We start from the raw sequence: 14,431 nt of genomic DNA, 5'->3' as shown, positions 1-14,431 counted from the left end.
CTATATTCCGACAAATTTATCACCCGGTGCCAGGTTGGCGATGGCCCGACGCAACGATGCGCTGTATCAGCGCGTCTTCTTGGGGAAGCTGTCCATCCAGCATTAGGGTCGCGAGACCGTGAACCAATGCCCACGCCTGAACCGCCTCGATGTCCGCTGAGCCTTGTTCGGCGCCCTCAGGGAGGTTCGCGGCGGCATTCGCGAGCAGGAACCGCAAGGCTTCATTCTCGCCCGATGTATGCGCCAGCGCCGACGAAGCGAATATAAGCCGGTATAGCGCGGGGTTCGCGAGTGCAAATCGGACATAGGCTTGCCCTGTGGCCGCGAACCCCGCCGAGCCGCCGCCCACCCGGTCGGCGGCGGCATGCTGCGCGGCGGCCAGTCGGTCGAGCCCCTCACGCGCAAGCGCCGCCATCAACGCGGTTTTGTCCGGGAAGTGGCGGTAGACCGCGGTAGCGCTTACGCCGACCGTGCGCGCCACCTCCCGCAGGGACAGGCCCTCGACATCCCGAACGGCGAGGAGCGCCAGGCCCGCATCGACCAGCGCCGCGCGCAAGTCGCCGTGATGATACCGCCTTACATCCATGTTGACACCGTTATCTTAAGCTATATGGTGACGTTGTAAACATTGGGGGTCGATATGGCTAGTCGAGTCGAAGCGCTGATCCGTACAGGCGTGACCAAAGGCATCCAGGCAGTGGCCGCGTTCAATCGCGCGCGCCTTCCCGAGCCGCCCGCGCATCCGTTTCTAAGCGGCATCCACCGGCCGATGCGGGAGGAACTGACCCTCACCGATTTGTCGGTGACTGGTACGCTCCCGTCGGCGCTGGACGGCCGGTACTTGCGGATCGGCCCTAACCCGGTGGCGGCGGACCCGGCCTCGTATCATTGGTTCATAGGCGATGGCATGGTGCACGGGCTCGCGCTCAAGGACGGTCGCGCGCTCTGGTACCGCAACCGCTGGATCCGTTCGCAGGCGGTGGCCAGTGCTCTAGGCGAGCAGCCGGCTCCGGGTCCTCGCCACGGCGGGTTCGACACGGTTAATACCAACGTCGTCGAGGTGTCCGGGCGAACCTTTGCGCTGGTGGAGGCGGGCAGCTATCCGGTCGAGTTGTCGGACGATCTCGAGAGCCAGACCTATAATCCGTTCGACAATACGCTGGCCGGTTCGTTCACCGCGCACCCGCACCGCGATCCCCTGACCGGCGAACAGCACGCCATCTGCTACGAGGCGACCAAGCTCGGCGAGATACGCCACGTCGTGATCGACGCTGCTGGAAAGGTCGTGCGCGAGGAGCCGATTGCGGTCGGACACGGGCCGATGATTCACGATTGCGCCATCACCGGTCGTTACGTCGTCATTCTCGACTTGCCGGTTACCTTTTCGATGCGGACGCTAATTGGCGGGCACGGTTACCCTTACCGTTGGAATCCGGAGCACAAGGCGCGCGTTGGCCTGATGCCCCGTCGCGGCGGCGCTGGCGACATAATATGGTGCAACGTCGATCCGGCCTACGTCTTTCACGTCGTCAACGCTTACGATCGGCCTGACGGACGCGTGACGCTCGACGTCTGCGCTTATGCGACGATGTTCGCGGGCGAGCATGGCGGACCTGACACGATATCGCGGGGACTTGAGCGGTGGACGGTCGATCCGGCGACCGCCTCGGTCAGCATATGCGTGATTGATCCGGCTCCGCAGGAGTTCCCGCGCATCGATGAGCGCCGCTTGGGGCAGGCTTACCGCTACGCCTATACGATGGCGCTCGACGAGAACGCCGGCTTCGTCCTCGGCGGTTCGCTCTACAAGCATGATGTGGTTGCGGGCACTCGCGAAGTCCACAATTTCGGCACCGACCGACGCCCGGGCGAATTTGTATTCGTGCCCGCGCACGAGGGCGCGGGGGAGGATGAGGGCTGGCTAGTCGGCCTGGTCATTGACGCTAATGCCAATAACACGGATTTGTCGATTATCGACGCTCGCCGGTTCGAGGAGGCCCCCGTTGCCAGCGTGCGCCTGCCGCACCTTGTCCCGCCGGGGTTCCATGGCAACTGGCTGCCAACGAGAACGGATTCGTGACCGTTATTTTGACCATCAAACAAACAGTAGAGATGACAATCGGCAGGATAATGCAGATTTCGAAAAATCCGACGCGCAGCAGAAGGTCGGGGAGACGGTGCGAGTTACGGGCCCGTCACGAGATTGTCGCTCCGCGCTGTATTTCCGACCAATCCGAGGTGAGTGGCACCAAAGCCATCTCTTCGTGGTGGGACACCCTAGGCCAGTAGTCTCGGACAGCCCTTGACCCACCTTCCGCTCCATCCCGGAATGGCCGTTCCCGTTCACACGCCCCCGAGATCCGCCGATAGCACGGAACGGATCGCGGTCGCTAACTTGGCCGGCGCCTCAAGCGGAGCGAGGTGCCCCACGCCCGGGGAGCACCGTGAATCCGGTGTTCGGCACCACATCGCCGAATGCGCTGCGAAGCGCCTGTTCGGGCTCAATCCGGTTCGCGTCGCCGACGATCACGTGAACCAGGACGGCAATCCGTCGGGCATTGTCGGCGATGTCGGCCATTATTCCGCGTTCAGGCCATTCGCGTTTCGCTGCACGATAGCCGCAAAGCATGTCCTCGATGACCTGCTGGCGCTGCGCGTCGTTCAGCGGAAGGGCGGACAGGATGCCAACGACTTTCTCCGCACCTTCCCAACTCTGGTAAGATGCAAGCATCCCGGCCCGTTGCTCTTCCGGGACGCCGAGAGATGTTGGCGGAGCGGGCGCGACCAAGATCAGTCGGCGGAGACCGTTGGGCGCCGTTGCCGCGACGATCTGCGCCACCTTGCCGCCCATGGAGTGGCCGATGATGACGTAATTTCCGAGGCCGAGTTCCCCGATCACGCCAATCACGTCGTTTGCCAGCGTCTCGAGTTCATATGCCCCAGCTTGCTTGTCCGACCGTCCCCAGCCGCGGAAATCGAGCGACACGCAGCGATGATATGCTGCCAAATCGGCGACGACAGCGGACCAAGTGCGGCTGCTTCCGCCCCAGTAATGGAGGAAGACGAGGGTAGGGCCGCCCTTGCCAGCCTCAATCATTTTTAGGTAGGTGCCGTTGACGCGAACGACGGACGGTTTGCCGGACATGAACATCTCCTCGCTGATGTGAAATCAGCCGGCCTTCGCAATGACGTGGCGAGGAGGCAAGTGTAGACTAATGCAACAAGCCTAGCGTGCTTTCTCCCAGGTAAGGGACAGCCGAACTAATTGGGCACAATTGCTTCGGGCAGATATTCCACGAGGCAACCGGCTTCCTTGGACGTTTGGAAAAGACGGGATAGAAAAGTCAGTCAAGGTTGCGGGGTCGCTTGCGAATACCGAACCGTTAACGTGCGAGACGGTGAAAACTGTCCATGACTAGGTTCAGTAAGCTACCTCCCAGCTAAACAGCATAGCGGAATACACGTTTGCAGGCAGGCATCCGCTCGATACGGTACGAGCTTTTCGCCATGCGTAAACCTGTGCATATAACTCCGACGCGTGGCCGCCCGTGGGTTTGGCGCACTGACTTTCGCTCGTCAGGGGGGACGCGCGGTCCCCCTAAAATCAATTGATGCTACCTAACGGCAACTCTTTACGCCGCAACCACGCCAAAGTGATCGACAGCGCGAATAGCAATACGGCACCGCCGGGGTTACTATGTAGGATGAACAGATGGGCGAGAGTGGCAAAAGCCATAGTGACGCCAAGCCACAACGCCGCGAATGCGATCCGCCCCGGGACAAACAACGCTATCGCACCAATAATCTCGACGATTGCGGTCACGTAGCGAAAACCTTGGCCTAAACCAATATTTTGAAACACCTGTACCATCGTTGGCACTCCAGCCAATTTGCGTGCGGCAGCAGCGAGAAACGCGATTGCAAGGAGCACGCGAATGACATTTGACACAATTTTCGAGACTCGATCGTTTGCCCCACTAGTCACGTTTTGCATGGTGTTCTCCGTTAAGGCATTTGCATAGTCGTTAGCCGACGCGCACATGGAGGCCTTGCACGCGACGTCGTCAGGATTGACGCACTTGTTCAAGTTCGTTGGTTAATTTCAGAAAGCTCGCAACTTCGACGGCACTATGCGCTTGTTTCAAGGAACCGATTGGTTCTGAGTTCATCATAAGCTTGAGCGATCTCCTCCTCGCTCCCCATGACAAATGGTCCGCGCGCAACGACCGGCTCAAGGATCGGTTGGCCGGAGTAGACCATCAGACGTCCGCCTGATGCGGTTGTAACTTCGAATTGGCGGGACTCTTGCGTGAGCTCGATCCAGACAACATCGCCGGCGACCATGGAGCGACCGCTCTCCGGATGCTCGAACGAACCTTTCAATACGTACGCAAACATGCGCTCGCCCGGGGCAATCTCAAGCAGGCAACGACCATCGGCACCGAGCCGGACGTCCGAAATTGTTAGCGGCCAGCGACTCCATTCGGGCTCGCCCGGCTGCAGGCTGCCTGCACCATAAATCGTCACGCTACCGTTTTGCGCCGGTCGCATCATCGCCTGTCCAAGGCGCTGCTCGCGTGTTCCTGGGTTGCTGTTGCGAAGCTGCGCAGGAAGGCCCACCCAAAGTTGCAACGCGTGAACCAATTGCCCATCATGGGGACCGCCGTCATGGACGATACCGCGCCCGGCCGTCATCCACTGTGCATCACCGGGTCCAACCACGCCTTTGAAGCCCAGATGGTCACTATGCAGCATCTGGCCGTCGAGGATTATCATCACGGTTTCAAGGCCGCGATGTGGATGAGGATGAAACCCTGCCGAGGGATCGATATAATCCTCGACGAGCAAAACGAACGGCGAGTGCTCCTCCAACGCATCGGGACGTACGACGAAACGATTACGCGCTCCCTGTCCAAGTTGCTGTAATGGTCCAACGCGATCGATGCGTTCGATATTGGCGAACTGATACACTTTCAAAATCCCGATCATCCTAGGTGTGATGTGACCCGGCCGACAGTTGCCCGTCGAACGACACGACTGGAGGCCAACAGGCAGGGGAACCCATTCAAAATAGCCGGGCTTAACGGCTCGCCACGATGTCAAATTTAACGCCGACCTCCAAAGCGACCCATTTCCCGCTCGCCCAAGTGCCTTGGCCTACGCCGTATGCTGTCCGCATGAGGCTAATGTGTCCCGTGGCGTGCGCGACGTTTCCGGTAATCTGCACGGTGAAGGGCAGAACGACCCGGCGCGAAACACCGCGAAGCGCGAGCACGCCTGTTGCCTCATAGAAATTAGTGCCAATCCGACGGACAGCCGACGTCGCGTACCGAGCTTGTCCAAAATGACCGACGTCAAACCATTCGGATCCAGGCAGCGCAGTATCCCGCTGCGGATCGTTAGTGGAGGCGCTGGCCAGATCGACAAGGACGACGATTTGCGATGTTTCTGGGTGTGCTGGATCAAAGTGGATCGACGCGTTCCAGCGCCGGAACGTGCCGTCGAACCGTGAGCCGGTCTGCGTTCCAGAGAACGTTAGGCGGCTCTTTGTAGGGGAGATCGCCCAGTGGGGGGGCACCTGTGCCGGCGCTGCCGATGCGCCGCTTGCCCATAGCAACATGATCGCGGCGATAGGAGGGTAAAGGACAAAATTTATCATGGAGCTTCCTCAATTTGCGGTGCGGCCGCATTGAGATCCGCTCGCCCGGGCAGCATGCGGAGCAGAACGTCGTCGCGCAGAATGAAATGGTGGCGGAGCGCCGCTGCGGTGTGCAGCGCGACAACAGCTATGAAGCAGTACGCGCCATAAGCGTGAACCTGCTTTAGCACGTCACCGACTGCCTCTCTGTTCGGCAGAGCGGCAAAATACGGGATATCAGGCCAGGGGATCACGCCGAAAAGCACCGTTGGAATGGCTAAAACCGAAGCGGACACCAATGCCCAGCCCGTAATCGGTTGTGCCAGCAGCAGGACGTATAAGAGGGAATGGCTGCTGGAAGCGGCAGCCCTCTCCAAAACCGGCATCTCGATTTTAAGCGGAGGTGGTCGGTGGGTCAGGCGCCAGACGACACGCAACACAGCTAGGATCAGGACAGTGATGCCAATCGACTTGTGCAACTGGTACAGCTGGAAAAGTTTCGCCGACGCCAAGTCTACATGAACCATCACCAAGCCCATGGTGACGAGGATGATGATGCCCAGTGCGATCACCCAGTGCAGGGTGATCGCCACCAGATCATATCGCCAAGGGCTAACGGGCAGGTTCACGGCTGAAGGACAAAAGCGCCAGCGATCGTAAGCCGCACGTCGTCACCAATCATCGGAACGCCGTAACTGACACCGAAGTCGCTACGCTTGATCATACCGAAAGCGTCGAAGCCGATCGTGTAGGACTTGTCGATTGGATTAACGCCAGCGCCGACAAAGCGAGCAGTCAGCACTACCGGTTTAGTGACGCCGTGAAGCGTCAGATTGCCAGCGACGCTGGCAGTGCCGTCGGCAAGCTTGGTAACCTTCGTCGAGGTGAACGTTGCGACTGGAAACTTGGCGGCGTCGAACCACTGTCCACCCTTTAATTCCTCGTTCAGCTTGGATACGGTCGTCTGTACCGACGTAATCGGAACGCTGATTTGCAGCTTGGATACGCCGGCGTTCGCCGGATTGATCGTCAGAGAGCCCGAGGCGCCGGAGAAAAAGCCCGAGAAGTTGCTGAAACCGATGTGCGAGATCTGAAAGCCAATTTGCGTATGTGCAGGTTCTACCTGATAAACTCCAGCTTTCACCGAAGCTGGATTGGTCGATGCGATCTGCGCAAACGCAGCGGTAGCTAATAGGCTTACGGAGATAGCCGAGGTGGCTAATCCGAAGATTGTGGGCTTATTCATTGAAGAGTCTCCCCGTTAGAAGGATGATCGTGACGCACTAACAATAAGCGCAAATCAGGCCGCGATTTGCTCGACGGCCGCGCGTGCCGAGGCGATGGCCTTTTCACGGGTATCGGCCACATTGAGACCCTCAGCGATGACCGTCTCGATGTTCTTCACCCCGATGAAGCCCATAGCGGTGCGCAGCAGCGATTCAGCGTGCTCAGCGGATTTGAATACCGATTCTTCACCATAGTAAGCGCCCCGCGCAATCGCGAAGATAAGTCGCTTGTCGCCGGCTAAACCTTCCGGACCGTTCGGCCCTACTCTGAAGGTCGTCCCCGGGATAACAATCCGGTCGATCCAAGCCTTCAGCTCGGAGGGGAGCGAAAAATTGTACATCGGCACGCCGATCACGACGATATCCGCTTCGATGAACTCTTTCAGGATAGTATCGCTGTTGTCGCGCTTGGCCTGCTGTGCCTCGTCAAGCACTGGCACTGCTTTGGAAAGCGGATGCGCCGATGGCGCTGTTACGGCTGTGAAGTGTGGCAGGTCCTCAGCGACGATATCGCGATAGGTCACCTCGTGGTGTGCAGCCCCCCCAACCCTCTCAACGACGAGGGCGGAGAGCTCGCGGGAGACCGAATGCGAACCGGTGATGCTGCTGTCGATATGTAGGAGTTTCATGATTATGGTTCCGATTGTTACCTCGGTTATGGTATGTGCCTGCTTGGAGCGGCTCGCAAGAACGCACAAAGATGATACTGAAGGCACAAGAATGTGACTGATACAGCTGTAGAAGTGACCCCCCCGCGCCTTGGAGTCGGGGTCTGTCTAAAGGCCTCTCAGGTAATTGGCCGAATTGGCGACAAGTGGACTGTCCTTGTCATGATGCTGCTGAGCGAGCGGGGATATCGGTTCAATGAACTGAAGCGTGGGATCGATGGCATCTCACAGCGGATGCTCACGTTGACCTTACGGAATATGGAGCGCGACGGTCTGGTCACTCGCACCGTCACTCCCTCGATCCCGCCTCGGGTCGATTACGAGTTGACTGACGTTGGACGCTCCTTGGCGGGACCGGTCAAGATATTAGGAGAATGGGCTTTTCAGCATCTCGAATGCATTGCGGCCGCGCAGGCATCTTATGATGCACGGAACTCTGATACTTGAGACTCGCGACAAAACAGAGTTACTGTTTTTTGTGCGAAATCCCAAGCATCGTGAGGGCCTTAAGTTGGGTGGTCGACCGATTGCTTCGTATCGTTCACATCAGCTTTTCATTTAAAAGCGCGGGAGTGTTGCTTTCGCGCGGATCGACTCCGCTAAACCGCGATGTCTCCGGGCGGGGGTGGATCAAAGGCATCGAGCTTGGCGAGTACCCCGTCTGGAAGGTCGATTGCGGCGGCCGCGACATTCTCTTCTAGGTGCACACGGTCTGTGGTGCCTGGGATGAGCAAGATGTTGGGCGCGTGAGACAGTAGCCAGGTCAGCCCAAGTTGGGTGGGCGTGATCCCAAGCCTTCGAGCGATCGCGACGATCTCGTGCTGTTCAACCACTTTTGACATCCCCGGATACGCTCCGCCGAGCGGGAAGAACGGGACCCACGCGACGTTCTCACGGCGACACAACGCGAGCACATCCTCAAACTCTTGGTTCACGAGGCTGTAAGCGTTCTGGACGCAGACGATCCCCGCCGGGATCGCGCGCTGAACAGTCGCAAGGCTCACCGCACTGAGCCCGATCGCGCCGATCTTGCCCTCACCGCGAAGCGCGATCATCGTCGCGAGTTGGTCATCGACATCGACTACCTGATCGCCTTCCGCGCGCAGGCCGGGCCCGACGTCGAGACGCCGCAGATTGACCACCGGGATATGGTCGAGCCCGAGGCTTCGAAGATTGTCCTCGATGCTGGCCCGCAGCTGCTCGGGCCGTTGCGCAGGCCGCATCGGTACCTTGCCCCCAGGGTTGGGATCGGCCCCAATCTTGCTCGCGACGGTTATCCCCACATTCGCTCGGGCGACGCCCCCAATCAGCGCATTAATCGCCCCATCGCTGTAGAACTGCGCCGTGTCGAAGTGGTCGACACCCAACGCGACGGCGTGCTCTAGGAGAGTCATGGCCTTGGCCGGTTCGGACATGAGCTTGCGTAACTGCATTGCGCCGTAGCCCATCCGGGCGACGGATCGCTCACCCAACTTATAGGTACCTGCGCGCGCAGCTGCTAACGGGGTCGGTGAAGTCATTGGACTTGCTCCTGTGATCATCAAACAACCGGAGGACGCTCCGTTTGTTCCTTGCGTTGAGGAGTAATCGCCGCTTGTCAACTGCCGGTCCACGTCGCGCCGACGCTTTAAAGAATCGTGATCGGCTTGTGGCTGAGGCCGACGTACTGTTTTCCAGCGTTGACGGGCCGGTGACTCTGGATATGATCGCGAAGGCGGCTGGGGTTGGCATCGGCACGCTTTACCGCCATTTTCCGACGCGCGAGGCGCTGGTGGAGGCGGTGTACCGCCTAGAGCTGGACGCGCTGGACCGGCGAGCGGGCGCCCTACTTGAGAAATACACGGCGTCAGACGCGATGCAGCACTGGCTCGACGATTACCTGCGTTTTGTCGCGACCAAGCGCGCGATGCAGGACGCCCTGCGCGTCGCGATCACGCCGGGGGGCGATGCCGCCTCGAGCGTACGTCTCAGGATCAGCGCCATTGTCGGCAAGTTTCTGAGCTCCGGTGCGGTAGATCGAACGCTGCGGAACGACGTGTCGCCGGACGATGTTACGCTTGGCCTCCTAGGAATGATGTCGGCGGCGACCGCGGCATCGCAGTCGGATCAGGCGCGTCGAATGCTCGGACTGTTACTGACGGGGTTGAAGAACCGCTGACCGAGCGAAGCGATCGCTTCGAGTTGCGACTGAAACAGCGCATATCCAAATCTGCTTCGAAGATGACCCGCGCCATGCCGAATGGCTTATGAGCATTGGGTATGAACTTCTCTGTGGCACTCCCGTCAATCAGATCCTTGCGCGGCGCTCGCAACGTCAGGCCGCGACAACTTCAGCCCTACTGGTTCCAGCTATTCGGGCAGCGTTACGGGAAAGGTGATCAGGGTTCCTGTTGCGACTATGTTGCCGCGGCGAGCAGCCCATAACCCTCTTGAAGGCGGTGCTGAAGGCGCTCTCGGACTCATACCCCAGCGACAAGGCCATGACGGAAATAGGATCGCTGGAGTTTTCCAGCCGGTCCGCCGCCAGCAGCATCCTCCAGCGCGCCAGATAGTCCATCGCCGACGATCCGACCGTCGCTTTGAATTTCAGTGTAAAAGCGGTCCGCGACATGCCGGCACGCTGCGCCAGGGCCTGCAGTGTCCAGCGATAGGAAGGCCTCTCGTGCATGGCGCTGATCGCTGCCGCCATCTGTTTATCGGCCAGGGCGAAGAGCCATCCGACGCCGTCTCCGGGTTTCTCCGAGAGATAAAGCCGAAAAGCAAGGACCAGCATCATATAGGCGAGTTGTTGGGCGACGAGAGAGCCGCCCGGCTGTGGCTCCCGAAGTTCTTGGCTCATCCGTTCCAGCGACCAGCGCAGCGCGGCCTTATCCGATTGTGTCCGGAGATGGATGATGGGCGGCAACATTCCCAATAGGAAGCTGGACTGACTTTCGTCGAGGATGAAATGACCACCGATGATGAAGCAGTTGCCGCCGCCGTTGTACGAGACGATGCCGCCGTTGGTTGCGGTCGAATAAACCGTGGCGGCGTCTACCGGTGTCAGCGCTGCGTCGCTTGCCAGGCGGATCGGCCGTCCACTCGCCAGCAAAAAACAATCTCCTGGTTTAAGATGCACCGGGTCAGCAACGCCGTCCACCGACAACCAGCACTCGCCGGAAATCACGGCGTGGCATTTGATCCCGTCCTTTTGGGGAAACTGAAAAGACCACTCGCCAGCAGCGTCGAAGCCCCCGCCAACATAGCTGCGAGGCTTCAGCAGTGACAGCACGTCTGAAAGCGGATCCATTCGCTGCTCCGAACGATCTGGAAGATATTACGAACGATAGCGCATGGATCGTACGACAGCAATCCGCTATCACCACGCATCAGGATCGCCGATCGCGGTAATGATCTCCGACTAAGCAGGGAGAGCGTTAAGCTCATGCCGTCGTACGTATCTGCAAACGACGCTGCGCCTTGAAACCGATCCTGGCGACGCAATCAGCCACAAGCTGGAGATCCCACATGCCCATTACAAATACCGCATTCGTGCCCAACATGACCAACAAGACCGTGATCGTGACCGGTGCCAACAGCGGCATAGGCTTTGCTACCGCGAAAATGTTAGCAAAGCGCGGGGCTCGCGTGGTGCTAGCGGTCCGCGACATCGCCAAAGGCGAGAAGGCCGCCAGCGGGATATCCGGCATAACGGAGGTCAGGAAGCTCGACCTCGCCAGCCTGGCTTCGATCCGAGCTTTCGCATCGGATTGGCAGAACCCCGTTGACCTGCTGATCAATAATGCCGGCGTTACATCGCCGTCCCTGCGGCGCACTGCCGACGGTTTCGAACTGCAATTCGGCACCAATCACCTAGGCCCATTTGCCCTGACGAACCTGCTGCTACCAAATATTACCGGCCGCGTCGTGACGGTCGGTTCGCAAGCCGAGCAGATGGGCCGCATCGACTTTGACGACCTGAATTGGGAACGGACGCTGTACAGCGAGTTTCGCTCGTATGCGAACTCGAAGCTGGCGAACCTGTTGTTTACCGCGGAACTTCAGCGCCGTCTAAGTGCGGCCAACTCCCGCGTTATCGCGACTGTTGCCCATCCGGGTCTGGTGTCCTCGAATATCTATGATGAAGCGACAGGGCTTGTCATGCGGCTCATGGTCCGACTGGCGGCACAAAGCCCCGAATGGGGCGCGCTTCCGGTGCTCTACGCGGCAGTCGCCGACATTCCTGGCAACAGCTTCGTCGGACCTAGGAATCTCTTTCATATGCGCGGCGCCCCAGAGATCATCAAGAGTTCCAAAGCCGCATGCAATGACGAACTCGCTAAGCAGCTCTGGACCACGTCAGAACAATTAACTCGGGTGCAGTTCGCCATTTAAAACGATCGACCTCAAATCTAAGTTTAGGCGCTTGCGTCGCAGCCCCCTTTCCCCAATACAAAATGACTAACTGCTTGCCAGTACGCCCGGTTCTTTCGATCGGATGAAAGACAAAACATAAGTATTAATAATAGAGCCCTTTCAGAGGAATACCGTTAGCCGGAATAAGCTGGCGGGTACTATCACGAGGCGCTGTCCGCGATACGATTAAGCAGCTCCTCAAGCAGAAGTTTCTCACCAGAAGAAAGAACAGAAACGTGATCCAAAGATGCGCGGAGCGCAGCAGCCGCGCCGCTCGGGCCCGCTTGAGCTGACACTCTCGCCTCCCCGGTGATCGCGGCCATTGTTGCCTCGCGCGCTACCTCAGACAGTCCGCTATCTCGGCGGTCGGCCGGCTCCCCGAGCAGGGTAAGCACAGTTCCGACGCACATCGCTTGAACGAGGGCGAGCGCCCGTGTCTCGCTAATTCGCAGGCGTCCTGCCAAGGCGATGTTTCTAATCCGCTGCCGCAGGACATTCAGTCCGGCACTGACTGGCGGCGAAGCCGGTCCCAACTCCGGATCACCACTCATGATCGTGAACAGCCCGGGATGCTCCAATCCAAATGTGACGTGCATGTCCCATCCGATGCGTAGGTCCTGCACCGGATCAGGATGAGGCTGACGCAACGACTTTTTAGCAACATACTCGGCAAGGCCATTTTCGGCGACAGCGTCAAGGAGTCCACGCTTGTCGCCGAACAAGCGGTAAATTGTGGGGGCCTGGACACCAGCGGCGGCTGCCACTGCTCTTGTAGTCACCGCAGAACGACCACCAGCTGCGATCAGCATCACGGCAGCCGCAACGATCCGGCTACGCGCATTCTCGGCTACTTTGCCGTCGGTGCTAATGTCGGCGCCTGTCATCTAATCCGAGTAACGCAAAAGCGTTTCCAACGATAGCCGCGCTTGTGGCAATCTCGAACCGGTGCTACCAACCTTTTGTTACCAATGCTATTTCCGCTACTTTTGGCGGACGAAAGGTCGCTTGTGATCGTCGTATCTGGAGCCACCGGCCAACTTGGCCGTGCCATCGTTCACAAGCTTGTCGAGCTCGTGCCCGCAAATCAAATCGGGGTCAGCGTCCGCGATATCGCTAAGGCAAGCGAGCTTCAGGAACTTGGCATCCGCGTCCGCCATGGCGACTTTGAGAAGGCAGAAACCCTGCCATATGCTTTCGAGGGAGCCGACCAAATCCTATTGGTGTCTTCGAATGCCGCTGCCTCCGGCGGTGATCCGTTGGCCCAGCACCGAGCGGCCATTGACGCCTCCCAAGCCGTGGGCGCCCAGCGTATCGTCTACACGAGCCACATTTCGGCAAGTCCTAACTCGGCCTTCCCCCCCGCCCGCGACCACGCTGCCACCGAAGTGATGCTTCGCGAGTCTGGCCTGAATTGGACTTCGCTCCGTAATGGGTTTTACGCTTCAAGCGGGCTCTTCCTGATGGGTGACGCTCCTAAAACCGCTATGATAGAGGCGCCGGCAGACGGCCCGGTCTCGTGGACAGCTCACGACGATCTAGCGGCGGTCGCGGCCGTCATTCTTGCTGACCAAGGTCGTTTTGACGGTCCCACCCCGCCCCTGACAGCGGCGGAAGCGCTCGATCTGTCGGACGTTGCCGACGTGTTGACGAAACTTCTGCATCGTCGAGTTCGCCGGGGAACTGTCAGTGATGATGAGTTTGAAGCAAAAATGACGGCGCGCGGCGCACCGCCGTCTTTCGCCAAAATGTCTCTCGGTCTTTATCGCGCGAGCCGCGCAGGCGAGTTCGCAGCGGTTGATCCAACGCTCGAGCGTTTGATCGGTCGACCGCCGATCGCGATGCGCGATGTGATCGCAGCAAAGGTCATCAGCAGCGTGGAAGGAAAAGGCGGTGCCGCTTAGGCTTTCGGAGAAAGGGCCTTTCGCCCCGCCTCCCGTGCTGAAGGAGCCGCTGGAGCGCCTTTCCAAAGCGGTTCAGTCGTGGCCTGGCATCATCGCCGCTAGCCATTGGAACCTCTGGCGCAATGACCAGGTGGATGGAGTCGATTTTTATCACGGTGACGACGAGCTAGGGCATATCCATCTCGACGGTGAACTCCATCTCACTCTGCCGCTCAAGGTTGCTAACCACCTGATCCGAACCGGCCTAGCGAGGAAATTTCCGTATGGGAGCGATTGGGTTTCGCTGCAAATCTGCTCCGAAGATGACTCGCGCCATGCCGAATGGCTTATCAGCCTTGGGTATGAACTTCTCGGCGGCACTCCCGTCAATCAGATCCTTGCGCGGCGCCCGCTGTATTAGGTGTTTAGTCCCGGCATTTGGTGGATCGGATTAACGCTGAACCGGTCTGGTTCTGAAGTCCAGACTTTGGCGATGTATTCGTAGGGTGTGAGGCCGCTGAGCGTCTTGAGCCAACGGGCAAAATTATACGCCGCGATGAAGTC

Annotated in this window: 17 protein-coding genes and 1 pseudogene; 6 read left to right on the top strand and 12 right to left on the bottom strand. The window is 59.1% G+C overall.

What is annotated here, in order from left to right:
• Window positions 1-19: 19 nt before the first annotated feature.
• Window positions 20-556 (bottom strand): TetR/AcrR family transcriptional regulator, encoded by a 537-nt coding sequence (locus RH91_RS18965; protein ID WP_232283598.1) that lies wholly within the window; start codon window positions 554-556, stop codon window positions 20-22.
• Between the two features lie 120 nt (window positions 557-676).
• Here RH91_RS18965 and RH91_RS18960 point away from each other — a divergent pair, with 120 nt between their 5' ends.
• Window positions 677-2,080 carry an 8'-apo-carotenoid 13,14-cleaving dioxygenase gene (locus tag RH91_RS18960; RefSeq protein ID WP_010164813.1) on the top strand — a complete coding sequence of 468 codons (1,404 nt, stop codon included), beginning with the start codon at window positions 677-679 and terminating at the stop codon, window positions 2,078-2,080.
• Window positions 2,081-2,407: 327 nt separating this feature from the next.
• Here RH91_RS18960 and RH91_RS18955 read toward each other — a convergent pair whose 3' ends face one another.
• The 7 genes from RH91_RS18955 to RH91_RS18920 form a co-directional block, all read right to left on the bottom strand.
• On the bottom strand, window positions 2,408-3,145 hold the full coding sequence (locus RH91_RS18955) for an alpha/beta fold hydrolase (RefSeq protein WP_198283309.1): 738 nt from the start codon (window positions 3,143-3,145) through the stop codon (window positions 2,408-2,410).
• A 459-nt stretch (window positions 3,146-3,604) separates the two neighbouring features.
• The gene (locus RH91_RS18950; protein ID WP_037479864.1) at window positions 3,605-3,994 is read right to left on the bottom strand and encodes a DoxX family protein; all 390 of its coding nucleotides are present in this window, start codon (window positions 3,992-3,994) and stop codon (window positions 3,605-3,607) included.
• A gap of 134 nt (window positions 3,995-4,128) precedes the next feature.
• Window positions 4,129-4,989: a pirin family protein gene (locus tag RH91_RS21780; RefSeq protein ID WP_081469585.1), complete on the bottom strand. Its 861-nt coding sequence runs from the start codon at window positions 4,987-4,989 to the stop codon at window positions 4,129-4,131.
• A gap of 91 nt (window positions 4,990-5,080) precedes the next feature.
• A complete protein-coding gene (locus RH91_RS18935) occupies window positions 5,081-5,659 on the bottom strand; it encodes a YceI family protein (RefSeq protein ID WP_010164806.1) in 579 nt (192 codons plus the stop codon).
• The gene (locus RH91_RS18930; RefSeq protein ID WP_198283308.1) at window positions 5,656-6,231 is read right to left on the bottom strand and encodes a cytochrome b; all 576 of its coding nucleotides are present in this window, start codon (window positions 6,229-6,231) and stop codon (window positions 5,656-5,658) included. Before RH91_RS18930 ends, RH91_RS18935 begins: the two co-directional genes overlap by 4 nt.
• Window positions 6,232-6,263: 32 nt before the next feature.
• Window positions 6,264-6,884, bottom strand: a complete 621-nt coding sequence (locus RH91_RS18925; RefSeq protein WP_051116740.1) for a YceI family protein — start codon at window positions 6,882-6,884, stop codon at window positions 6,264-6,266.
• Window positions 6,885-6,938: 54 nt separating this feature from the next.
• Window positions 6,939-7,553 (bottom strand): FMN-dependent NADH-azoreductase, encoded by a 615-nt coding sequence (locus RH91_RS18920; protein WP_010164803.1) that lies wholly within the window; start codon window positions 7,551-7,553, stop codon window positions 6,939-6,941.
• Between the two features lie 93 nt (window positions 7,554-7,646).
• Here RH91_RS18920 and RH91_RS18915 point away from each other — a divergent pair, with 93 nt between their 5' ends.
• Window positions 7,647-8,039 carry a winged helix-turn-helix transcriptional regulator gene (locus RH91_RS18915; protein WP_051116739.1) on the top strand — a complete coding sequence of 131 codons (393 nt, stop codon included), beginning with the start codon at window positions 7,647-7,649 and terminating at the stop codon, window positions 8,037-8,039.
• A 152-nt stretch (window positions 8,040-8,191) separates the two neighbouring features.
• On the opposite strand, the gene RH91_RS18910 is transcribed toward RH91_RS18915, so the two are convergent.
• The gene (locus RH91_RS18910) at window positions 8,192-9,112 is read right to left on the bottom strand and encodes an aldo/keto reductase (protein ID WP_029624070.1); all 921 of its coding nucleotides are present in this window, start codon (window positions 9,110-9,112) and stop codon (window positions 8,192-8,194) included.
• Between the two features lie 128 nt (window positions 9,113-9,240).
• Here RH91_RS18910 and RH91_RS18905 point away from each other — a divergent pair, with 128 nt between their 5' ends.
• On the top strand, window positions 9,241-9,750 hold the full coding sequence (locus RH91_RS18905; protein WP_010164798.1) for a TetR/AcrR family transcriptional regulator: 510 nt from the start codon (window positions 9,241-9,243) through the stop codon (window positions 9,748-9,750).
• A gap of 156 nt (window positions 9,751-9,906) precedes the next feature.
• On the opposite strand, the gene RH91_RS18900 is transcribed toward RH91_RS18905, so the two are convergent.
• Window positions 9,907-10,881 carry an AraC family transcriptional regulator gene (locus RH91_RS18900; protein WP_010164797.1) on the bottom strand — a complete coding sequence of 325 codons (975 nt, stop codon included), beginning with the start codon at window positions 10,879-10,881 and terminating at the stop codon, window positions 9,907-9,909.
• A 170-nt stretch (window positions 10,882-11,051) separates the two neighbouring features.
• On the opposite strand from RH91_RS18900, the gene RH91_RS18895 reads away from it, so the two are divergent.
• A complete protein-coding gene (locus RH91_RS18895) occupies window positions 11,052-11,966 on the top strand; it encodes an oxidoreductase (RefSeq protein WP_269724694.1) in 915 nt (304 codons plus the stop codon).
• A 182-nt stretch (window positions 11,967-12,148) separates the two neighbouring features.
• Here RH91_RS18895 and RH91_RS18890 read toward each other — a convergent pair whose 3' ends face one another.
• Window positions 12,149-12,871 (bottom strand): TetR/AcrR family transcriptional regulator, encoded by a 723-nt coding sequence (locus RH91_RS18890; RefSeq protein WP_010164794.1) that lies wholly within the window; start codon window positions 12,869-12,871, stop codon window positions 12,149-12,151.
• A gap of 123 nt (window positions 12,872-12,994) precedes the next feature.
• Here RH91_RS18890 and RH91_RS18885 point away from each other — a divergent pair, with 123 nt between their 5' ends.
• Window positions 12,995-13,888, top strand: a complete 894-nt coding sequence (locus tag RH91_RS18885) for an NAD(P)H-binding protein (RefSeq protein WP_037479858.1) — start codon at window positions 12,995-12,997, stop codon at window positions 13,886-13,888.
• A gap of 34 nt (window positions 13,889-13,922) precedes the next feature.
• Window positions 13,923-14,288 carry a luciferase domain-containing protein gene (locus RH91_RS18880; RefSeq protein ID WP_010164790.1) on the top strand — a complete coding sequence of 122 codons (366 nt, stop codon included), beginning with the start codon at window positions 13,923-13,925 and terminating at the stop codon, window positions 14,286-14,288.
• Here RH91_RS18880 and RH91_RS22610 read toward each other — a convergent pair.
• Window positions 14,285-14,431: pseudogene (locus tag RH91_RS22610) on the bottom strand (IS481 family transposase); the annotation flags it as partial. The gene RH91_RS18880 and the pseudogene RH91_RS22610 sit on opposite strands and share 4 nt — an antisense overlap.

Origin of the sequence: Sphingomonas sp. PAMC 26617 (assembly GCF_000242835.1) — a bacterium.
Classification (GTDB): domain Bacteria; phylum Pseudomonadota; class Alphaproteobacteria; order Sphingomonadales; family Sphingomonadaceae; genus Sphingomonas.
Note: the sequence above shows the minus strand (reverse complement) of the source record. Positions and strands in the feature narration are given on the sequence as shown.